Here is a 23,187-nt window from a genome sequence, read left to right on the forward strand (position 1 = left end):
TATGTTGAGCATTTTTAAACCTGCCACCCATCAGTCGCGTCTGCCCGCAGAGCAGATCGACCCGACCTACCGTCGTTTACGCTGGCAGATATTTCTGGGGATTTTCTTTGGTTACGCCGCCTATTACCTGGTGCGTAAAAACTTTGCGCTGGCGATGCCGTATCTGGTTGAGCAGGGGTTTTCGCGTGGAGATTTAGGCTTTGCGTTGTCGGGCATTTCAATCGCCTATGGTTTTTCAAAATTCATTATGGGCTCGGTGTCTGACCGTTCGAACCCGCGTGTTTTTCTTCCTGCCGGGTTGATTCTGGCGGCGGCGGTGATGCTGTTTATGGGGTTTGTGCCCTGGGCAACCTCCAGCATCGCCATCATGTTCGTGCTGTTGTTCCTGTGTGGTTGGTTCCAGGGCATGGGGTGGCCGCCGTGCGGACGCACCATGGTGCACTGGTGGTCGCAGAAAGAGCGTGGCGGTATCGTTTCGGTATGGAACTGCGCGCATAACGTAGGTGGCGGTATTCCTCCGTTGCTGTTCCTGCTCGGTATGGCGTGGTTTAACGACTGGCATGCTGCGCTCTATATGCCTGCGTTTGGCGCAATCCTGGTGGCGATTTTTGCGTTCGCACTGATGCGTGATACTCCGCAATCCTGTGGTCTGCCACCGATTGAAGAGTACAAAAATGATTATCCAGATGACTACACCGACAAGCATGAACAAGAGCTGACGGCAAAGCAGATCTTTATGCAGTACATCCTGCCGAATAAGCTGCTGTGGTACATCGCAGTGGCGAACGTGTTTGTCTATTTACTGCGTTACGGCATCCTCGACTGGTCGCCGACCTACCTGAAAGAGGTGAAACATTTCGCGCTGGATAAATCCTCGTGGGCGTACTTCTTTTATGAATATGCAGGCATTCCCGGTACGTTGATTTGCGGCTGGATGTCGGACAAAGTCTTCCGCGGTAATCGTGGGGCGACCGGGGTGTTCTTTATGACGCTGGTGACCATCGCGACGATTGTTTACTGGTTAAACCCGGCGGGGAATCCGACCGTCGATATGGTCTGCATGATCGTGATCGGTTTCCTGATTTACGGCCCGGTAATGTTGATTGGTCTGCATGCGCTGGAGTTGGCACCGAAAAAAGCGGCAGGCACCGCAGCCGGCTTTACCGGCCTGTTTGGTTATCTTGGCGGATCGGTGGCCGCCAGCGCGATTGTGGGTTACACCGTGGATTTCTTCGGCTGGGATGGCGGCTTTATGGTGATGATTGGCGGTAGCATTCTGGCGGTATTATTGCTGATTATTGTGATGATCGGCGAGAAACGCCACCATGCTGACGTGCTTGCGCGTCGCCAGTAAGAAAGGAGCCATGATGAAAAGCACCTTCACCCGTATGACCACCGGTTTGTTGCTGGCGGGATTTGCATCCTGCCAGGCGTTGGCGGCAGAGCAAATCGTTATTGCCCATCGCGGCGCCAGCGGCTATTTACCGGAACACACCCTGCCGGCGAAAGCGATGGCCTATGCGCAGGGCGCGGATTATCTGGAGCAGGATCTGGTGATGACCAAAGATGACCATCTGGTTGTCCTGCACGATCATTATCTCGATCGCGTCACGGATGTGGCGCAGCGCTTCCCGGATCGCGCCCGTAAAGATGGCCGTTTTTACGCCATCGACTTTACGTTGGATGAGATCCGCTCGCTGAAATTTACTGAAGGCTTTGAGCTGGAGAAGGGAAAAAAAGTGCAGGTTTTCCCGGGGCGCTTCCCGATGGGCAAATCCGATTTCCGTATTCATACCTTTGAAGAGGAGATTGAGTTTGTACAGGGGTTGAATCACTCCACCGGTAAAAACATTGGCATCTACCCGGAAATCAAAGCGCCATGGTTCCACCACCAGGAAGGGAAAGACATTGCCGCGAAGACGCTGGACGTGCTGAAAAAGTACGGTTACACCAGCAAGCAGGACAAGGTGTATCTGCAATGCTTTGATGCCAATGAACTGAAGCGTATTAAGCATGAACTGGAGCCGAAGAGGGGGATGGATCTCAATCTGGTGCAGTTGATTGCGTATACCGACTGGAAAGAGACGCAGGAGAAGCAGTCAGACGGTAAATGGGTGAACTACAGCTACGACTGGATGTTTACACCCGGTGCGATGAAACAGATTGCGCAGTACGCCGACGGGATTGGTCCTGACTATCATATGCTGGTGGCAAAGGGCTCAACGCCAGGGCACGTTACGCTGACGGCGATGGTGAAAGAGGCGCATGCCAGCCATTTGCAGGTGCATCCGTTCACTGTTCGTGCAGATAAACTGCCGGATTATGCCAGCAATGTGGACCAGCTGTATGAGGTGTTGTATCGCCAGGCGGGCGTTGACGGCGTATTTACCGATTTCCCCGATAAAGCCGTGCAGTTTCTTCATCGACAACCCTAAACAAAAAAAGGCCTGAAAAGGCCTTTTTTTATAACGCGGATTTTGCGCTGATCTGGTTTACATCTCGATTTCGATATCGCCTTTTGCCCGGCAGCAGCAGGGCAAAATTTCCCCGTCGTTGATAAAGGCCAGCGGTTCAGCAATCCAGTCCACCTGGCCTGCCACCAACCGACAGCGGCAGGATCCGCAGTAGCCTTCGCGGCACTGGTACTCCACTTCAACCTGCTGTGATTCCAGCGCCACCAGCAAAGAGGGGTGTTCATCCCGGCACAGCACTTGTGTGCCGGAAAGGCGCAGCGTTATGCGGCTCATCATCAGAGCTGGAAGTTGCTCAAATCGTCAGTATCGACTTCAGCGTCGATCTGACCAACGAGGTAGGAGCTGACTTCCACTTCCTGCGGCGCAACCTGCACGTTATCGGACACCAGCCAGGTGTTGATCCACGGAATCGGGTTGGAGCGGGTCTGGAACGGTAAATCGAGGCCCACCGCCTGCATACGGATGTTGGTGATGTACTCGACGTACTGGCAGAGAATGTCTTTGTTCAGGCCGATCATCGAGCCGCCCTGGAACAGATATTCCGCCCACTCTTTTTCCTGTAATGCCGCCTGCACGAACAGGTCATAGCACTCTTGTTTGCACTCTTGCGCAATCTCCGCCATCTCCGGATCGTCTGCGCCGGAACGCAGCAAGTTCAGCATATGCTGGGTACCGGTCAGGTGCAGAGCTTCATCACGGGCGATCAGCCGGATGATTTTTGCATTGCCTTCCATCAGTTCGCGTTCGGCAAAGGCGAAGGAGCAGGCGAAGCTGACGTAGAAGCGAATCGCCTCCAGCGCGTTGACGCTCATCAGGCACAGATAAAGTTTCTTTTTCAACTCGCGCAGGTTCACGGTGACGGTTTTACCGTTTACGGTGTGCGTGCCTTCGCCCAGCAGGTGCCAGTAGCTGGTCATCTCAATCAGATCATCATAAAAGTGCGAAATGCCTTCCGCGCGCTTGAGGATCTGCTCGTTAGTGACGATATCGTCAAACACCACCGCCGGATCGTTAACGATATTGCGGATGATGTGGGTGTAAGAGCGCGAGTGTATCGTTTCTGAGAACGCCCAGGTTTCTACCCAGGTTTCCAGTTCCGGAATGGAAATCAGCGGCAGCAGTGCGACGTTCGGACTGCGGCCCTGAATGGAGTCCAGCAATGTCTGGTATTTCAGGTTACTGAGGAAGATATGTTTTTCATGTTCCGGCAGCGCCTGGAAGTCGATGCGATCGCGGGAAACGTCCACTTCTTCCGGACGCCAGAAGAAGGAAAGTTGCTTTTCAATCAGCTTTTCGAAGATGTCATATTTTTGCTGATCGTAGCGCGCCACGTTAACCGGCTGGCCAAAGAACATCGGCTCCTGCAGCTGATCGTTTTTCGTCTGTGAAAAAGTGGTGTATGCCATTGAATGTGAGTCCTGTCTTGCGAAAGAAAAGGGCGGGTTTCCCCGCCCCTTCGTTAGATCTTACATGCGCCGCTTTCGCAGCCATCATCCTGGATGGAAGGCGCCAGGTCATCCTGGGCATCTTCTGCACCATCGCGGGTGTTCTGATAATACAGCGTCTTCACACCAAATTTGTAGGCGGTGAGCAGGTCTTTCAGCAATTGCTGCATCGGCACTTTACCCGACGGGAAACGAGACGGATCGTAGTTGGTGTTTGCTGAAATCGACTGGTCGATAAATTTCTGCATGATGCCAACCAGTTGCAGGTAGCCGTCATTGTTCGGCATTTCCCACAGCAGCTCATAGGCCGTGCTCAGTTTTTCGTAGTCCGGCACAACCTGACGCAGGATCCCGTCTTTCGACGCTTTGATGCTCACATGACCACGCGGCGGCTCAATGCCGTTGGTGGCGTTGGAGATCTGCGACGACGTTTCTGACGGCATCAGCGCGGAGAGCGTGGAGTTACGCAGGCCGTGCGTTTTGATTGATTCACGAAGCGCTTCCCAGTCGTAATGCAGCGGCTCGTTGGTAATACCGTCGAGATCTTTCTTGTAGGTATCGATCGGCAGAATACCCTGCGAGTAAGTCGTTTCGTTAAACCACGGGCATGCGCCTTGCTCTTTCGCCAGCTCGTTCGACGCTTTCAGCAACCAGTACTGAATGGCTTCAAAGGTCTGGTGCGTCAGGTTGTTGGCGCTGCCGTCGGAGTAACGTTTACCGTTTTTCGCCAGCCAGTAAGCAAAGTTAATGACGCCAATGCCCAGCGTACGACGGCCCATCGCACCGCGTTTTGCTGCGGGGATCGGGTAATCCTGATAATCGAGCAGGGCATCCAGTGCACGGACAGCCAGTGTCGCCAGCTCTTCCAGCTCATCGAGGTTTTTAATCACCCCGAGGTTAAACGCGGAAAGCGTACAGAGCGCGATTTCACCGCTCTCGTCGTTGACGTCGTCCAGCGGCTTGGTCGGCAGCGCGATTTCCAGACACAGGTTCGACTGACGGACCGGTGCCACCATCGGATCGAACGGGCTATGCGTATTGCAGTGGTCCACGTTCTGAATGTAGATACGGCCGGTAGAGGCGCGTTCCTGCATCATCAGCGAGAAGAGATCAACGGCTTTCACGCGTTGTTTGCGGATGCTGTCGTCTTTTTCGTATTTCGTGTACAGACGTTCAAATTCGTCCTGATCGGCAAAGAATGCATCGTACAAGCCCGGGACGTCGGACGGGCTGAACAGGGTAATCTCTTCCCCTTTCAGCAGGCGGGTGTACATCAGTTTGTTGATCTGCACGCCATAGTCCATATGACGCACGCGGTTGCCTTCGACGCCGCGGTTGTTTTTCAGCACCAGCAGGCTTTCGACTTCCAGGTGCCACATGGGGTAGAACAGTGTAGCTGCACCGCCACGCACGCCGCCCTGAGAGCAGGATTTCACCGCAGTCTGGAAGTGCTTGTAGAACGGAATACAACCGGTGTGGAAAGCTTCGCCGCCACGGATCGGGCTACCCAGCGCACGGATGCGACCGGCGTTGATACCGATGCCGGCACGCTGGGAAACGTATTTCACAATCGCGCTGGAAGTGGCGTTAATGGAATCCAGGCTGTCGCCGCACTCGATCAGTACGCAAGAGCTGAACTGGCGGGTCGGGGTACGCACGCCGGACATGATCGGCGTCGGCAGCGAAATTTTAAACGTGGACACCGCGTCATAGAAGCGTTTCACATAGTCCAGACGGGTTTCACGCGGGTAGTTCGAGAACAGGCACGCCGCAACCAGAATATAGAGGAACTGCGCGCTCTCGTAGATCTCGCCGGTCACGCGGTTCTGCACCAGATACTTGCCTTCAAGCTGTTTTACCGCAGCATAGGAGAAGTTCATATCACGCCAGTGATCGATAAACCCATCCATCTGCTTGAACTCTTCTTCCGTGTAGTCTTCCAGCAGATGATGATCGTATTTGCCCAGTTCGACCATTTTTGTGACGTGATCAAACAGAGCCGGCGGTTCGAACTGACCGTAGGCTTTTTTACGCAGGTGGAAAATCGCCAGGCGCGCTGCCAGATATTGGTAATCCGGCGCGTCGCGGGAGATCAGGTCCGCGGCAGCTTTAATAATGGTTTCGTGAATGTCAGACGTTTTAATCCCATCATAGAACTGAATGTGCGAACGCAGCTCGACCTGCGAGATGGAGACGTTATGCAGCCCTTCAGCCGCCCAATCCAGCACCCGATGAATTTTGTCGAGATTGATGCGCTCTGTGCCACCGTCACGCTTTGTCACCAGCAGACTCTGATTCATGTGATTACCTGTCCGTGAAATAAAAGTATCCCCCCTTTATCCACAATCAGACGCTGTGACTAACTCTGTGGATAAATACTAGATATAGGGGGTTTGCGATAAGAAAAACGCTATATGGTGAGTATTCTAGTAAGGATTCTTTTCAGTACAAGAGTTGATTTTGAGGTTAAATTGAGGTTGCGAAAGCGTAATAATCGCTAAGTCCTCATGCCGTAAGGCCTGGCGGGGATGTCAATATTTCTCAAAAAAAAATGAATTTTTGATCAAGTGCTGATTTCTTCATCGGGAATGGCAACTGCGCAGTTTGACACTGCGCAATCTTTATAACTTTAACTGATGACCTTAGTCGTTTTTTGCTGTTGTATGTAACATGTAATTAACATCAACACCTGACCCTAAGGTAAATTTATCCAGCAGCGGATTATAGTGTAACCCGGTGATGTGACGCTCTTTTAACACGGTGGCATCAACCCAGGTGAGTAGCTCGGCAGGTTTGATGAATTTTTTCACATCGTGTGTGCCTTTCGGCACCATTCGCAGAACATATTCCGCACCGACCACCGCCATCAGCCAGGCTTTACCGTTGCGGTTAATGGTAGAAAAGAACACATGGCCGCCGGGTTTTACTAACTGCGCACAAGCTTTCACGACGGATTGCGGGTCCGGCACGTGCTCCAGCATCTCCATACAGGTAACGACGTCGTAATGCCCGGCGTGTTTTGCCGCATGTTCTTCGACGGTTTCCTGCACGTAGTTCACCTGAATACCTGATTCCAGCGCATGTAAGCGCGCGACCTGCAACGGTTCAAACCCCATATCCAGGCCGGTGACGTTGGCGCCTTCGCGCGCCATGCTCTCCGCCAGAATACCGCCGCCGCAGCCTACATCCAGCACGTTTTTTCCAAACAGGCCATCCGCATGCCCGGCGATATAGTTCAGGCGTAGCGGGTTAATGCGGTGCAGGGGTTTAAACTCACCCTCTTTATCCCACCAGCGCGAGGCTACCGCTTCAAATTTGGCGATTTCAGCATGATCAACGTTCTGAGCGACCGACGATTTTTCGGCATTCATGGGGGCAATTACTCCTCTCAAAAGTAGACTGCCGAGTATATCAGGCCAACGGGATGAATAAACCTTTGCGCGGGTGTTATAGATTTACCTGTCTCAAAGCGGTTGTGTTATAATTTGCGACCTTTGAATCCGGGATACAGTAGAGGGATAGCGGTTAGATGAGCGACCTTGCGAGAGAAATTACACCGGTTAACATCGAGGAAGAGCTGAAAAGCTCCTATCTGGATTATGCGATGTCGGTCATTGTTGGCCGTGCGCTTCCTGACGTCCGAGATGGCTTAAAACCGGTTCACCGTCGCGTACTTTACGCCATGAACGTATTGGGCAATGACTGGAATAAAGCCTACAAAAAATCTGCCCGTGTCGTTGGTGACGTAATCGGTAAATACCATCCTCATGGTGATTCCGCGGTGTATGACACCATTGTCCGTATGGCGCAGCCATTCTCGCTGCGTTACATGCTGGTTGATGGTCAGGGTAACTTCGGTTCTATCGATGGTGACTCTGCGGCGGCGATGCGTTATACGGAAATCCGCCTGGCGAAGATCGCCCATGAATTGATGGCCGATCTGGAAAAAGAGACGGTAGATTACGTCGATAACTACGACGGTACCGAAAAAATTCCTGATGTAATGCCTACCAAGATCCCGAACCTGCTGGTTAACGGTTCTTCGGGTATTGCAGTCGGTATGGCGACCAACATTCCGCCGCACAACCTGACGGAAGTGATCAACGGCTGTCTGGCCTATATCGACAACGAAGATATCAGCGTTGAAGGGCTGATGGAGCATATTCCGGGGCCGGACTTCCCAACCGCCGCCATTATTAATGGCCGTCGCGGCATTGAAGAGGCTTACCGCACCGGTCGCGGCAAAATCTATATTCGCGCCCGCGCAGAAGTGGAAACCGATGCGAAAAGCGGTCGTGAAACGATCATCGTTCACGAAATTCCGTATCAGGTGAACAAAGCGCGTCTGATCGAGAAGATCGCCGAGCTGGTAAAAGACAAACGCGTGGAAGGCATTAGCGCGCTGCGTGACGAGTCTGATAAAGACGGCATGCGCATCGTGATTGAAGTGAAGCGCGATGCGGTGGGTGAAGTGGTGCTGAATAACCTCTACTCCCAGACGCAACTGCAGGTCTCTTTCGGTATCAACATGGTTGCACTGCACCACGGTCAACCGAAGATCATGACGTTGAAAGAGATCCTGGCGGCGTTTGTTCGTCACCGCCGTGAAGTGGTGACGCGCCGTACGATTTTTGAACTGCGTAAAGCGCGCGATCGTGCGCATATCCTTGAAGCGCTGGCGGTTGCACTGGCGAATATCGACCCGATCATTGAACTGATCCGTCGTGCGCCGACGCCGGCAGAAGCGAAAGCAGGCCTGATCGCACAGCCGTGGGATCTGGGCAATGTTGCCGCTATGTTGGAGCGCGCGGGTGATGACGCTGCGCGTCCGGAGTGGCTGGAACCGGAGTTCGGGATCCGCGACGGGAAATACTATCTGACCGAACAACAGGCCCAGGCAATTCTGGATCTGCGCTTGCAGAAACTCACCGGCCTTGAGCATGAAAAACTGCTCGAAGAGTACAAAGAGCTGCTGGAGCAGATCGCTGAACTGCTGCACATTCTCGGTAGCGCAGAGCGCCTGATGGAAGTGATCCGCGAAGAGCTTGAGCTGGTTCGTGAACAGTTTGGCGATGCGCGTCGCACGGAAATTACCGCTAATACCGCCGATATTAATATCGAAGACCTGATCAACCAGGAAGACGTTGTTGTCACGCTGTCGCATCAGGGCTATGTGAAATATCAGCCGCTGACCGATTACGAAGCTCAGCGTCGTGGTGGTAAAGGGAAATCCGCTGCGCGTATTAAAGAAGAAGACTTTATTGACCGCCTGCTGGTGGCCAACACCCACGATACGATCCTCTGCTTCTCCAGCCGTGGTCGTCTGTACTGGATGAAGGTTTACCAACTGCCGGAAGCGAGCCGTGGGGCACGTGGTCGTCCGATCGTTAACCTGCTGCCGCTGGAACCGAATGAACGTATTACGGCGATTCTGCCGGTACGCGAGTACGAAGAGGGCGTTAACGTCTTTATGGCAACCGCCAGCGGTACCGTGAAGAAAACGGCACTGACTGAATTCAGCCGTCCGCGTTCTGCTGGCATCATCGCCGTGAACCTGAACGAAGGCGACGAGCTGATTGGTGTGGATCTGACTTCGGGCAATGACGAAGTGATGCTGTTCTCTGCAGCCGGTAAAGTGGTGCGCTTTAAAGATAGTGCCGTTCGTGCAATGGGTCGTACGGCGACCGGCGTACGCGGCATTAAGCTGGCAGAGAACGACAGCGTCGTTTCGCTGATTGTTCCGCGCGGCGAAGGCGCAATTCTGACGGTGACGCAGAACGGTTACGGTAAACGTACGGCAGAAACCGAATACCCGACTAAGTCTCGTGGTACGCAGGGCGTGATTTCCATCAAGGTCACCGAGCGCAATGGCGCTGTGGTGGGCGCGGTGCAGGTTGATGACAGTGACCAGATCATGATGATTACTGATGCCGGTACGCTGGTGCGTACGCGCGTGTCTGAAATCAGCGTGGTGGGCCGTAATACCCAGGGCGTTATTCTGATCCGCACCGCGGAAGATGAAAACGTTGTGGGGCTGCAACGTGTGGCTGAGCCAGTGGACGACGAAGAGCTGGACTCCATCGACGGTAGCATAGCGGAAGGGGACGATGATATCGCGCCGGAAGCTGACACTGATGATGATGTCGCAGACGACGACGCCGAATAATGCGTTTCAAAGGGCCGGTTTCCGGCCCTTTTTCATGGCCGTTGCGGGCTTCGCGTTTTACCGCTACCTTAACCACACCCTTTTTTATCTTCCTTGTGGCGGAGTTTTTCCAGGTTGAAATACCTTGTCTCTTTTCGCAGTACCCTGAAAGTCTCCCGCTATCTGTTCAGGGCGCTGGCGCTATTGCTTTGGCTGTTGATTGCCTTTTTCTCCGTCTTCTACATCGTTAATGCTCTGCATGATAAAGAGTCCGAAATCCGCCAGGAGTTTAACTTAAGCTCCGATCAGGCGCAGCGCTATATCCAGCGTACCTCGGATGTGATGAAAGAGCTGAAATATATTGCTGAGAATCGTCTGACGGCGGAAAACGGTATTCTCACCTCGCGTAACCGCGACGATAAAACTGATGTGCCGACATTCTCGCCGCTGTTCCCGGATTCCGACTGTTCGTCGATGGGCAATTCCTGGCGCGGCTCGCTGGAGTCGCTGGCCTGGTTTATGCGCTACTGGCGAGACAATTTCTCTGCGGCTTACGATCTCAACCGCGTATTTTTGATCGGTAGCGATAATCTCTGTATGGCTGACTTTGGCCTGCGGGATCTGCCCGTCGAGCGGGATGATACGCTGAAAAGCCTGCATGAGCGCATTGTGAAATACCGTAATGCGCCGCAGGACGAACGCAGCAACAATGTCTACTGGATGAGCCAGGGGCCGCGTCCGGGTATTGGCTACTTTTATGCGCTGACGCCCGTCTATCTGGGGAATCGTCTGCAGGCGCTGTTGGGCACTGAGCAATCCATCCGCATGGAAAACTTCTTTACCCCAGGCAGTTTGCCAATGGGGGTCACGATTCTGGATGAAAGCGGGCACTCGCTGATTTCGCTCACCGGGCAGGATAACGGGATTTCGGCTGAGCCGCGCTGGATGCAGGAGCGCTCCTGGTTTGGTTATACCTCCGGTTTTCGCGAACTGATCCTGAAAAAGAGCTTGCCGCCCTCGTCGTTAAGCGTGGTCTACTCCGTGCCGGTTGATATGGTGCTGGAGCGGATTCGTATGCTGATCCTCAACGCCGTATTGCTCAACGTGCTGGTAGGCGTGGCGCTGTTTACCCTGGCGCGAATGTATGAACGGCGTATTTTTATTCCGGCGGAAAATGATGCGCAACGACTGGAAGAGCATGAGCAGTTCAACCGTAAGATTGTTGCCTCGGCACCGGTCGGCATCTGTATTCTGCGTACTCAGGATGGGACCAATATCCTGAGTAACGAGCTGGCGCATAACTATCTGAATATGCTGACGCATGAAGATCGGCAGCGGCTGACACAGATCATTTGCGGTCAGCAGGTCAACTTCGTTGATGTGCTGACCAGTAATAACACCAACCTGCAAATTAGCTTCGTCCACTCGCGTTATCGCAATGAAAACGTGGCAATTTGCGTGCTGGTGGACGTCTCTGCGCGCGTAAAAATGGAAGAATCGCTGCAGGAGATGGCGCAGGCGGCAGAACAGGCAAGCCAGTCGAAATCGATGTTCCTTGCGACGGTCAGCCATGAACTGCGCACACCGCTGTACGGCATTATTGGCAACCTTGACCTGCTGCAAACGAAAGAGTTGCCGAAAGGGGTCGACAGGCTGGTGACGGCAATGAATAACTCCTCCAGTCTGCTGTTGAAAATCATCAGCGATATTCTCGATTTCTCAAAAATTGAATCCGAGCAACTGAAGATTGAACCGCGCGAGTTTTCTCCTCGTGAAGTGATGAGTCATATCACCGCGAACTATTTGCCGCTGGTCGTACGTAAACAGCTCGGGCTGTACTGCTTTATCGAACCTGATGTTCCCGCAACGCTCAATGGCGATCCGATGCGTTTGCAACAGGTGATCTCTAACCTGTTGAGCAATGCCATCAAATTCACCGATATTGGCTGCATTATTTTGCATGTCCAGCGCGATGAGGATTACCTCAGCATTCGTGTACGTGATACCGGCGTCGGCATTCCTGGCAAAGAAGTGGTGCGGTTATTCGATCCCTTCTTCCAGGTCGGGACGGGTGTGCAGCGTAACTTTCAGGGGACCGGGCTGGGGCTGGCGATTTGCGAAAAGCTGATCAGCATGATGGATGGCGATATTTCGGTGGATACCGAACCTGGCATGGGTAGCCAGTTTACTATTCGTATTCCGCTGTATGGCAGCGTGGCTCCTGCGCCAGTGGAAGTGGATGGACTGGCTGATACCTGCTGCTGGCTGGCAGTGCGTAATGCGTCACTGTCCGGGTATCTGGAAACCTTGCTTAAGTGGCAAGGGATCAAGGTGAAACAGTATGACGGGCGGACGCTGGGCAACATGGATACGCTGATCACTGACGATGAGCTTTCCTCGCCATGGACCGGTCGCGCAGTGGTCATTTTCTGCCGTCGTCACATTGGCATTCCGCTGGAGCGTGCCCCGGGCGAATGGTTGCACAGCGTGGCATCGCCGCACGATCTGCTGGCGCTGTTGGGACGTATTTACCGCGTGCAGGTTGTTGAACCTCAGGCCAATGACGCCTTGCCGGAAGCGGTTATTGAAGCCGCGCGCAATGACGATATGATGATTCTGGTGGTGGACGATCATCCTATCAACCGGCGTTTGCTGGCCGATCAACTGGGTTCGCTGGGGTATCAGTGTAAAACCGCGAACGATGGCATCGATGCGCTGAATGTTCTGAGTAAAAACCATATCGACATCGTTCTGAGCGATGTCAACATGCCGAATATGGATGGTTACCGTCTGACGCAACGTATCCGGCAGCTTGGCCTGACGCTGCCAGTGATTGGTGTAACGGCCAATGCGCTGGCGGAAGAGAAGCAGCGTTGTCTGGAGTCGGGGATGGATAGCTGTCTGTCGAAACCGGTCACGCTGGATGTGATCAGACAAACACTGGCTGTGTATGCCGCGCGAGTCAGAAATAACCGTCGGTAAAGCGGATAAAAAGAACCCCGGCAGAGGCCGGGGTTTCGGGAATTACTCTTTTTCCGTTTGCGTCAGCGTGACGGAGGAGAGGTAGTTCAGCAGCGCAATATCGTTGTCCACGCCCAGTTTCATCATTGCGGATTTTTTCTGGCTACTGATGGTCTTGATACTGCGGTTCAGTTTTTTGGCGATTTCCGTTACCAGGAAACCTTCTGCAAACAGACGCAGTACTTCGCTCTCTTTTGGTGACAGACGTTTGTCGCCATAACCCCCGGCGCTGATTTTTTCCAGCAGGCGGGAAACGCTCTCCGGGGTGAATTTTTTCCCTTTTTGCAGCGCTGCGAGCGCTTTCGGCAGATCGGTTGGCGCGCCCTGTTTCAGCACGATGCCTTCAATGTCCAGATCCAGTACCGCACTAAGGATCGCCGGGTTGTTATTCATGGTCAGCACAATAATCGACAACGTCGGGAAATGACGCTTAATGTATTTGATCAGCGTGATGCCATCACCGTACTTGTCACCCGGCATTGACAGATCGGTGATCAATACGTTTGCCTCAAGTTTCGGCAGGTTGTTGATGAGTGCTGTAGAGTCTTCAAATTCACCGACTACATTGACCCATTCGATTTGTTCGAGTGACTTACGAATACCGAACAGTACAATCGGATGGTCATCGGCAATAATTACGTTCATATTGTTCATGTATTAGGCTACCTTGCTACAGCAAGCTCTTGACGTAAGCGTCAATGTCGCTGATGTAATTTTCTATACCTGGAGCATCGGATTCACGAATTAATTGCTCCAGCGTTTCGCACAACTGCTTACCAGGTACCAGATTAAGCATGGCAAACACGCCTTTCAAGCGGTGTGCCGTCTGCGCCAGCGCAGCGAAATCGCTCAACGCCGACTCAGTATACAACCTCTTAACATCATCGGGTACTGTGTCAACAAACAGGGCGTAATAGCCGCTGGCGTGGAGTTCGGCGTTTTCGTCACCCCCCAAAGGCGACTCCGGTACATCTTCCTGCGCCAGTTGCTCCTCAATAAGCTGCAATATTGCTCCCTGCATTGCATTGCTCATATTAAAGTTGACGCGCAGCTGGCCAGGGCCAATTTTCCGCACGCCGACCTCATCATCGCTTAAAAGCAAGCCCGAGGCAGTAAGATTAGACGGATTATCTGTCAAAAAGAGATCATATTCTTGACTTGAAAGTCGTTCATCCGGGGAAATACAGCTTGCCCCCCAGTTTTCTAACTGACGAACGACAATATTGCGAATTTCAATCGAGGTAATATCAATCATCGCCACGACGTCATCGAGCAATTTTTCTTCGCTTTCTTCCTGCTGCGGACGGGCAGCCATTTTCACATGCAGTGAATAGCGGGTACCCAGATCTTCCCGTGCCTTGATATTCAAATGCCCACCCAGCTTTCTTGCCAGTTGATCGCATAGCCAGAAGGTGAGGGCGTTGGCTTTCCCGTACTGGTCGCCCTGGGTGGGATTCAGGAACGGGAAGTGCAGATTATCGATCTCACTGTTGCTCACTCCAACGCCGGTGTCGAGAATACGGAACGTCAGACGATCGCCCGCTGACTCGTCCATACTCACTTCAAGGGTGATTTTGCCCATCTGTGTGGTTGTTACTGCATATTGGATCAGCAGCAGCAATATCCGACGTAGCGCATCACGGTCACCGTGGCGTTCTTCGTTCGCCGGAAGATGGTTGTTAATCAGCAACTGCAGGCCTTTGCGCTTGATAGCCGGCAGCACCTCCGGCACCACTTCATCGATCAGATCCTGGATGGAAAACTGGGTGGACGAGCCTTTCCAACTATCGCTTTCCAGCATGTTTGCCAGTTGGATCTCATCAACCAGTTGCACCAGCCTGTCGGCGTGATCCGCCAACGTATTGCCTTCCTGGGTTTGTAATGTGGCGGCTTCGCTGGCCAACGTTTTCACCGGCAGTTTCAGCGCATCGGCGAGGTTGTTCATAAAGATGGCGCGGCCCTGCTGGTTTTTTTCATACAGACGCTGTGCTTGTTTCAGCTTTTTATTGACCAGTACTTCTCTGTCCTGGTCGCGAATAATAAAGATCTGAGTGCGCGAGGCAACCTGGCTGCGGAACTGACGGATCTCGTACAACTCATTATTTATCGTCGCCTGAATCACGCCTTGATGCTGGTCCGCCATGGCGGTGATGTTTTGTAGATTCAGGTGCGGTAATAGATGGTCCGCAATCTTATTACTCAACACCGTGCGGTTCGCTTCCAGATCATGGACCAGCAGACCAAGCGGCAGCAATGAAACGATCTCTTCATTAAAGGCACGCATCACGCGCAGCTCATTACTCGTACCGGCAGGTGCCAGCGTGTCATTTTTGCGCCCCGATTGATGGCGGAAGGTGGTGAAGCCAAACAGCGCAAGTGCAAGCAGACCGATATTCAGCAGTAATGGCAACAAGATATTTTGCAGGGTATCAAGCAGCAGTGTGCCAAACGGCACCTGCCAAATCAGCCGCAACCCAGTACCGTTAAGCGAAGAGGAGATCTCAATTTTAGCGCTGTTAAAATTGACCGAGGCACTGTCGGTGGCATCTTTATCCTGTGTACGCGTGTTTGTTTGCGCGGTATCGGGATCAAGGCGAAAGCTGTCCAGCGTCATCCCCGGCGGGATCAGATCGTTAATCGGCAGATCAAATGCGACAACGGTCGCCAGATGCCCTGGCTGGTTAAACGTGGTGCGCAGCGTAAAGTAGTGCCCATTTTGCCAGGCCAGACGGCGCAAAGGAGAGAAGCTCTCGCGCTCATCCAGTGCATTGGCCTGCTGCAACATTTCCGCCCGACGAGAGTCGACAATATTGCTGATAGTATTGTCTTTAAAGCCGGAGGAGAGGTCTTTCAGCGGTAGCGTGGAGACCAGAATCATGCTGTTATCCTGGCCATTGAGGTAATACATCGACCAGGGCACCGTTTCAGCGCCCCAAAGCGTATCCAGATAGGTGGAGATACGCTGGGTCATTTCCAGGGTGGAGCTGTCATGCGAGCCGAAGATCAGTGCTTCGGTTTTGCGCCGGGGTTTTTCCAGGTAGTAGACATCTTGCTTTAACCGGGTTTCTTGCAGACCATCGCTGGGACTGGAAGCGGGGGCCGCGGCGATATTGTCGTAGATTTGCCAGGTTGCGTAGCGCCAGGTATCTATACGCTTATGAATCGCATGCGTCACATCGACGATTTGATAGCTTTTATCCTTTAACCAGGCGTTGACCGCACTTTGGATCATCACGCCTAACGTCACCAGCAGGACAATTATCAGCAAAAGAAAGAAACGGGTAATGTTGCCCGGTATCAGGGAAAATTTGCCAGGGATCATTGTGTCAGATTGACTCATTCGTGTGTGTAACCCGTTATGACAACACTGCCGGGACATTCAGCGGTTGTTCGCTGAGACAATGTTGCTGCCATGCCGTAAGAACCGCCTGTTGTCTGCGCGGCGTACTAATAGATGTCGTGTTGCAGAGCAGTGCACAGCAGGCAGTATATCGGTTAATCAATGAATTTCCAGACTCTCTTTTCAGTGAATGCCTGGATCGTTATTGAAGCAGGCTCTTCCGTAAGCGCAGCGGTAAAAATGTACAAAGGCGTAAAAACCGTACAACTATTTACCGTTACGTCTCAGAAAGATCGCACGAAATAACAAGAAATTAATCATCCTGCCAGCGCAATAGGAAAAATCTGGCATGGTTATTGATTAATTAATAGTCATTACAAATAGTGATTATATGTATATTGATATTCAAGATGAGTAAAGAAAGGTAAAAAAAAACCGAATGCGAAGCATCCGGTCATAAGAGGGGTAAACAGACATTCAGATTCGAATGACGGTAATAAATAAAGTTAATGATGATAGCGTTGATTATATTAGTTGCGATCGAAGATGAGGGTTTTGCATTCAGTGCTATAACATTGTTTTTGTATAACTGATTGTATTTGTTTATATTTTTAATATTTTTTGATTATTTGTGCGCTATTTTTTAGCTATTTGTGCTAAAAAAAGTTCCCTCATATTTACATTTTGAAACACCTATTGCTGAAAATGAAACATCTTCAAAGTTTTCGTATCATATTCTTGTTGGATTATTCTTCTTTTTTAGAGAGAATGAATTTGCCAACTGATTAGAGGGTTAATCAGTAAGCAGTGGCAATAAAAATGCATATAACAGAGGGTTAATAAAATGAAAGTTAAAGTACTATCCCTCCTGGTACCGGCTCTGCTGGTAGCAGGCGCAGCAAATGCGGCTGAAGTTTATAACAAAGATGGCAACAAATTAGATCTGTACGGTAAAGTCGACGGCCTGCACTATTTCTCCGACGACAAAGGCAATGATGGTGACAAGACATACGTGCGTTTCGGCTTTAAAGGCGAAACTCAGGTAAACGACCAGGTTACTGGCTACGGTCAATGGGAATACAACGTTCAGGCGAACGATACTGAATCCTCCAGCAATCAGGCGTGGACCCGTCTGGCATTCGCCGGTATCCGCGTGGCTGATGCCGGTTCTATCGACTATGGTCGTAACTATGGCGTGATCTACGACGTAACTTCCTGGACCGACGTACTGCCGGAATTCGGCGGTGACACCTACGGTGCTGATAACTTCCTGCAATCTCGTGCTAACGGCGTTGCAACTTACCGTAACACCGACTTCTTCGGTCTGGTTAACGGCCTGAACTTTGCACTGCAGTATCAGGGCAAAAACGGCAGTGTAAGCGGTGAAAACAACAGCGGTCGTAGCACATTGCAACAGAATGGCGACGGCTACGGCGCATCCCTGACCTACGATCTGGGTGCAGGCTTCAGCGTGGGTGGTGCGATGTCTTCTTCACGTCGTACTGCTGACCAGAACGCACTCAACGCTGCACTGTACGGTGAAGGCGATCGTGCTGAAGTGTACAGCGGTGGTCTGAAATACGACGCCAACAATATCTACCTGGCGGCGCAGTACACTCAGACCTACAACGCAACCCGTTTTGGTACCTCTAACGGCTCCAGCCCGTCTACTGCTTACGGTTTTGCTAACAAAGCGCAGAACTTCGAAGTGGTTGCACAGTACCAGTTCGACTTCGGTCTGCGTCCGTCCATCGCTTACCTGCAGTCCAAAGGTAAAGACATCACCAACAACACCGGTACGGTTAACTTCGGTGATCAGGATATCCTGAAATACATCGACGTTGGCGCGACCTACTACTTCAACAAAAACATGTCCACCTATGTTGATTACAAAATCAACCTGCTGGATGAAAATGAGTTCACTCGTGCTGCCGGTATCGGTACCGACAACATCGTTGGCGTGGGTCTGGTATACCAGTTCTAAGTCAGCAACCAATACTGCTCAGGGGCCGAAAGGCCCCTTTTTTATTGTCGATATCTCTTACATGGAACGATTTGGTGTACGCTTGCCGCCAGCAAGGAGATCACAAAACATGGCGATAACTTTTCTTCGTGCCGGCTTGATAGCGGCGCTTTTATTACTGGCGGGGTGCGACAGAGGCGAACTGGCAACGCCGACGGTGCTCGAAGGTAAAACGATGGGTACCTCGTGGCGCGTCAGTGTGGTGGATATCAATGCACAACAGGCGCAGGCGTTGCAGCAAAAAATTCAGGCTCAACTGGACGGTGATGACCACTTACTGTCCACCTGGAAGAGCGACTCTGCGTTGATGCGTTTTAACCATTCCGCCAGCACCGCGCCCTGGCCCGTCAGCGCCGCTATGGCGGATATCGTCACTACGGCGTTACGCGTTGGCGAAAAAACCGACGGCGCGATGGATATTACGGTGGGGCCTCTGGTGAATTTGTGGGGGTTCGGGCCAGACAAACAGCCGGTCAAAACGCCGGAACACGCGCAGATTGACGCGGCAAAAGCGCGCACAGGGCTGGCCCATTTAACGGTCATTAACCGTGCAGGTGAACAGTTCCTGCAAAAAGATCTGCCGGATCTGTTTGTCGATTTATCAACAGTGGGCGAGGGCTATGCGGCGGATCATCTGGCGCAACTGATGGAGCAGGAAGGGATCGCCCGCTATCTGGTGTCCGTTGGCGGTGCGCTCGCCAGTCGTGGCATGAATGCCCAGGGGCAACCCTGGCGAGTGGCGATTCAGAAACCTACCGATCGCGAAAATGCCGCCAAGGCGATCGTGGACATCAACGGGCATGGTATCAGCACCTCCGGCAGCTATCGTAATTACTACGAACTTGATGGCAAACGCATCTCGCACATTATTGACCCGCGCAGCGGGCGGCCGATTCAGCATGCGCTGGTCTCCGTTACGGTGATCGCACCAACGGCGCTGGAAGCGGATGCCTGGGACACCGGTTTGATGGTGCTCGGTACGGAGCAGGCAAAAGAGGTGGTGAAACGCGAAGGATTGGCGGTATTTATGATAATCAAACAGGGAGAGGGCTTCACCACCTGGATGTCGCCACAGTTCTCCGCTTTTCTAATCAGCGAAAAAAATTAAACCGCAAGATTGCGGGTGTCAGAAGGCGCGCTAACGGGCACAGTGAGGCTAAGCTTATAGAAGGAGCCTGACATGAATAACGCCATTTTAACTGATGAACAGCGCTGGCAGGCGGTGCTGGCGCGCAGCCCACAGGCTGATGGTCAGTTCGTTTTTGCCGTACTGACCACCGGTATTTTTTGCCGCCCCTCCTGCACGGCGCGCCATGCGCTGCGCCAGAATGTGCGTTTTTACCCGGACGCGCAAAGTGCCGTGGCTGCCGGTTTTCGCCCGTGCAAACGCTGCCGGCCGGATACCCTCCATCCGCAGCAACAGCGGCTGGATAAAATCGCCGCTGCCTGCCGTCTGTTAGAACAGGATGCGCCTGTCACACTGGCGCGGCTTGCCGAGCAGGCGGCGATGAGTCCCTACCATTTTCATCGTCTATTTAAATCCGCCACCGGGATGACGCCAAAAGCCTGGCAACAGGCATTTCGCGCCCGTCGCTTACGCGCGACGCTTGCACAGAGTGACACGGTGACCGACGCAGTGCTGGCAGCAGGTTTCCCGGACAGCAGTACTTATTACCGCCACGCGGACGCCTCGCTGGGCATGACGGCGCGTCAGTTCCGCGCGGGAGGGGACGATACAGCGGTCTGGTTTACGTTGAGCGACTGTTCGCTGGGACGCTGCCTGGTGGCAGAGAGCGCGCGGGGTATTTGTGCCATTTTGCTGGCAGACAGCGATGAGCAATTGATTGCTGAACTGAGTGCTATCTTTCCGCATGCGCATCGGGCGCAGGGGGATGAATCCTTTACCCGACGCGTGACGCAGGTGATCCAGCGCATCGACAATACGGATTCTCCTTTCAGCTTACCGCTGGATTTACGCGGAACGGCTTTTCAACTGCAGGTATGGCAGGCGTTGCGTGAGATCCCGGTGGGGGAGACCGTGAGTTACCAGACACTGGCGCAAAAGATAGGCAAACCTCGTGCTGTGAGGGCCGTTGCCAGTGCCTGTGCGGCAAACAAACTGGCGATTATTATTCCCTGTCACCGCGTGGTGCGGGGCGATGGTGCACTCTCCGGTTATCGCTGGGGGGCGGCGCGCAAAGCGCAATTGCTGCAGCGGGAAGAGAATAAAGAGGAGACCTGATGCTTGATTTGTTTGCGGATGAAGAACCCTGGCAGGAGTCGCTTGCGCCCGGCGCCGTTGTGCTGAGACGTTTTGCCCTGCCAGACACTGAGGCGTTGATGCGCGGGATTGGACAGGTTATTAGCCAGTCGCCGCTGCGCCATATGGTGACGCCCGGCGGGTATACCATGTCCGTGGCAATGACCAATTGCGGCACGCTTGGCTGGACGACCGACCAGCACGGTTACCTCTATGCTCCCGTCGATCCGCAAACCCAACGTCCGTGGCCGGCCATCCCAGAGGCGTTCCTGGCGCTGTGTCAGAAGGCCAGCACTGCTGCAGGATACCCTGACTTCAGACCGGATGCCTGTTTGATCAACCGTTATGCACCTGGCGCGAAGCTCTCACTGCATCAGGATAAGGATGAACCGGATCTGCGCGCGCCTATCGTTTCGGTGTCTCTGGGATTACCGGCAATATTCCAATTCGGTGGGCTCAAACGCAACGATCCGCTACAGCGACTGATGCTGGAACATGGGGATATTGTGGTCTGGGGGGGCGAGTCGCGGCTCTATTATCATGGTATTGCGCCGCTGAAAGCGGGTTACCACCCGATCACCGGTGAATGCCGTTACAATCTCACTTTTCGTCATGCCAGTAACAGCAAATAAAAATAAGAATTATTCTTGATGTAAATTGCCAGCCGTTTACACTGCTGGCTGTTTTTGTTGACCGGGTCGTTTTATGCAACTCCTTCTTCTTGTCTGGCGGCAGTATCGCTGGCCGTTTGTGGCCGTACTGGCGCTCACCCTGGTAAGCGCCGCCTTAGGCATCGGACTGATTGCCTTTATTAACCAGCGATTAATAGAAACCGTGGATATTTCATTGACGGTGCTTCCGGAATTTCTCGGTTTGCTGCTGTTGCTGATGGCGGTCACGCTAGGTTCGCAACTTGCGCTGACCACCCTCGGTCATCACTTCGTTTACCGCCTGCGCAGCGAATTTATCAAACGCATTCTCGACACGCCGGTAGAGCGGATCGAGCAGTTGGGCAGCGCAGCATTGCTGGCAGGGCTAACCAGTGATGTCCGTAATATCACCATTGCATTCGTGCGCCTGCCAGAACTGGTGCAGGGGATCATCCTGACCCTTGGCTCATGCATCTATCTCGCCATGCTCTCCGGTAAGATGCTGGTGGTTACCGCGCTGTGGATGGCGCTGACCATCTGGGGCGGTTTTGTTCTGGTCTCCCGCGTTTACAAACATATGGCGATGCTGCGTGAGACGGAAGATAAGCTCTATAACGATTTCCAGACCGTACTGGAAGGACGTAAAGAGCTGAATCTGAACCGCGAGCGTGCGGAACATATTTTTGAACAGATATATCTGCCGGATGCGCGCCAATACCGCCATCATATTGTTCGCGCCGACACCTTTCACCTGAGCGCGGTGAACTGGTCGAATATCATGATGCTCGGTGCCATTGGGCTTGTCTTCTGGATGGCAAACAGTCTTGGCTGGGCCGACACTAACGTAGCGGCGACCTATTCGCTTACTCTGCTGTTTCTGCGCACGCCGTTGCTCTCCGCCGTGGGCGCATTGCCGACGCTGTTAAGCGCTCAGGTCGCCTTTAATAAACTGAAAAAGTTTGCGCTGGCACCGTACCAACCCGCGTTCCCCCGTCCGCAGTCGTTTGCTGGCTGGCAAACGCTGGAGCTGCGCAATGTCACCTTTAAATATCAGGATAATGACTTTGCGATTGGTCCGGTCAATATGATCCTTAATCGCGGCGAGCTGGTGTTTTTGATCGGCGGTAACGGGAGCGGCAAATCGACGCTGGCAATGCTGCTGACCGGGCTATATCAGCCGGCATCCGGTGAGATCCTGCTGGATGGCAAACCCATGGCGCACGACAAACCGGAAGATTATCGCAAGCTCTTCTCCGCGGTGTTTACCGACGTCTGGCTGTTTGACGATTTGCTGGGGCCGGAGGGGAAACAGGCGGATCCGGCACTGGTGGACACATGGCTGGAACAGTTAAAAATGGCGCATAAGCTAGAGCTGAACAACGGTAAGATCCTGAATTTAAAACTGTCGAAAGGGCAGAAAAAGCGCGTCGCGCTGCTGCTGGCACTGGCGGAAGAGCGCGACATTTTGCTGCTTGATGAGTGGGCTGCGGATCAGGATCCCCATTTCCGTCGCGACTTCTACCAGGTGCTACTGCCGTTGATGCAGCAAAGGGGGAAAACCATTTTTGCGATCAGCCATGATGATCACTACTTTATTCACGCCGACCGCCTGCTGGAGATGCGCGACGGCCAGTTGAGCGAACTGGTCGGTGAAGAACGCGAAAAGGCCTCCCGAGACGCGGTTGCCCGTACCGCCTGATTATCCGCGCCCCTGCATTGCAGGGGCGTGCTGTTTTTTTGCCCGGACACTCCCGCCGTTTATTATTTTTTACAAACTCACCCGCTATGCTTAACGCTGTTCTGCTTCGGTTTGTCGGAGCTTTTTACCA

The 23,187-nt window shown here is 52.9% G+C and carries 15 protein-coding genes; 9 read left to right on the forward strand and 6 right to left on the reverse strand.

The window, feature by feature from the left end; translation table 11 throughout:
- Window position 1: 1 nt before the first annotated feature.
- Window positions 2-1,354, forward strand: coding sequence for a glycerol-3-phosphate transporter (glpT, locus tag ABGA49_RS04875; RefSeq protein WP_088238108.1), 1,353 nt, complete (start codon window positions 2-4; stop codon window positions 1,352-1,354).
- A 13-nt stretch (window positions 1,355-1,367) separates the two neighbouring features.
- A complete protein-coding gene (glpQ, locus tag ABGA49_RS04880; protein ID WP_134318596.1) occupies window positions 1,368-2,435 on the forward strand; it encodes a glycerophosphodiester phosphodiesterase in 1,068 nt (355 codons plus the stop codon).
- 57 nt (window positions 2,436-2,492) lie between these two features.
- Here the strand turns inward: glpQ and yfaE are convergent, their stop codons facing one another.
- The 4 genes from yfaE to ubiG all read right to left on the reverse strand — a co-directional run bounded on the left by yfaE (window position 2,493) and on the right by ubiG (window position 7,290).
- Window positions 2,493-2,747 (reverse strand): class I ribonucleotide reductase maintenance protein YfaE, encoded by a 255-nt coding sequence (yfaE, locus tag ABGA49_RS04885; protein ID WP_061499845.1) that lies wholly within the window; start codon window positions 2,745-2,747, stop codon window positions 2,493-2,495.
- A 2-nt stretch (window positions 2,748-2,749) separates the two neighbouring features.
- A complete protein-coding gene (nrdB, locus tag ABGA49_RS04890) occupies window positions 2,750-3,880 on the reverse strand; it encodes a class Ia ribonucleoside-diphosphate reductase subunit beta (protein WP_088238106.1) in 1,131 nt (376 codons plus the stop codon).
- 53 nt (window positions 3,881-3,933) lie between these two features.
- Entirely contained in the window at window positions 3,934-6,219 is a 2,286-nt protein-coding gene (nrdA, locus tag ABGA49_RS04895; RefSeq protein ID WP_347665209.1) for a class 1a ribonucleoside-diphosphate reductase subunit alpha, read from the reverse strand.
- A gap of 342 nt (window positions 6,220-6,561) precedes the next feature.
- Window positions 6,562-7,290 carry a bifunctional 2-polyprenyl-6-hydroxyphenol methylase/3-demethylubiquinol 3-O-methyltransferase UbiG gene (gene ubiG / locus ABGA49_RS04900; RefSeq protein WP_347665210.1) on the reverse strand — a complete coding sequence of 243 codons (729 nt, stop codon included), beginning with the start codon at window positions 7,288-7,290 and terminating at the stop codon, window positions 6,562-6,564.
- A gap of 158 nt (window positions 7,291-7,448) precedes the next feature.
- Here ubiG and gyrA point away from each other — a divergent pair, with 158 nt between their 5' ends.
- Complete coding sequence (gyrA, locus tag ABGA49_RS04905) at window positions 7,449-10,085, forward strand: DNA topoisomerase (ATP-hydrolyzing) subunit A (protein WP_061493951.1); 2,637 nt, start codon at window positions 7,449-7,451, stop codon at window positions 10,083-10,085.
- A 114-nt stretch (window positions 10,086-10,199) separates the two neighbouring features.
- Complete coding sequence (rcsC, locus tag ABGA49_RS04910) at window positions 10,200-13,046, forward strand: two-component system sensor histidine kinase RcsC (protein ID WP_061493952.1); 2,847 nt, start codon at window positions 10,200-10,202, stop codon at window positions 13,044-13,046.
- Window positions 13,047-13,088: 42 nt separating this feature from the next.
- Here the strand turns inward: rcsC and rcsB are convergent, their stop codons facing one another.
- Together rcsB and rcsD are read right to left on the reverse strand one after the other, a co-directional pair.
- Window positions 13,089-13,739 carry a response regulator transcription factor RcsB gene (gene rcsB / locus ABGA49_RS04915; protein ID WP_017458563.1) on the reverse strand — a complete coding sequence of 217 codons (651 nt, stop codon included), beginning with the start codon at window positions 13,737-13,739 and terminating at the stop codon, window positions 13,089-13,091.
- Between the two features lie 16 nt (window positions 13,740-13,755).
- Entirely contained in the window at window positions 13,756-16,425 is a 2,670-nt protein-coding gene (gene rcsD, locus ABGA49_RS04920; RefSeq protein ID WP_134317873.1) for a phosphotransferase RcsD, read from the reverse strand.
- Between the two features lie 844 nt (window positions 16,426-17,269).
- On the opposite strand from rcsD, the gene ABGA49_RS04925 reads away from it, so the two are divergent.
- The 5 genes from ABGA49_RS04925 (at window position 17,270) to ABGA49_RS04945 (ending at window position 23,057) form a co-directional block, all read left to right on the forward strand.
- On the forward strand, window positions 17,270-18,409 hold the full coding sequence (locus tag ABGA49_RS04925) for a porin OmpC (RefSeq protein ID WP_061493954.1): 1,140 nt from the start codon (window positions 17,270-17,272) through the stop codon (window positions 18,407-18,409).
- Window positions 18,410-18,518: 109 nt separating this feature from the next.
- Complete coding sequence (gene apbE, locus ABGA49_RS04930) at window positions 18,519-19,556, forward strand: FAD:protein FMN transferase ApbE (RefSeq protein ID WP_347665325.1); 1,038 nt, start codon at window positions 18,519-18,521, stop codon at window positions 19,554-19,556.
- 72 nt (window positions 19,557-19,628) lie between these two features.
- The gene (ada, locus tag ABGA49_RS04935; protein ID WP_347665211.1) at window positions 19,629-20,690 is read left to right on the forward strand and encodes a bifunctional DNA-binding transcriptional regulator/O6-methylguanine-DNA methyltransferase Ada; all 1,062 of its coding nucleotides are present in this window, start codon (window positions 19,629-19,631) and stop codon (window positions 20,688-20,690) included.
- Complete coding sequence (alkB, locus tag ABGA49_RS04940) at window positions 20,690-21,340, forward strand: DNA oxidative demethylase AlkB (RefSeq protein ID WP_061493957.1); 651 nt, start codon at window positions 20,690-20,692, stop codon at window positions 21,338-21,340. Before ada ends, alkB begins: the two co-directional genes overlap by 1 nt.
- 73 nt (window positions 21,341-21,413) lie before the next feature.
- Window positions 21,414-23,057, forward strand: a complete 1,644-nt coding sequence (locus ABGA49_RS04945; RefSeq protein ID WP_347665212.1) for a multidrug ABC transporter permease/ATP-binding protein — start codon at window positions 21,414-21,416, stop codon at window positions 23,055-23,057.
- Window positions 23,058-23,187: the final 130 nt, after the last annotated feature.

This window comes from Kosakonia sp. WA-90, assembly GCF_039871955.1.
Classification (GTDB): Bacteria; Pseudomonadota; Gammaproteobacteria; order Enterobacterales; family Enterobacteriaceae; genus Kosakonia; species Kosakonia oryzendophytica.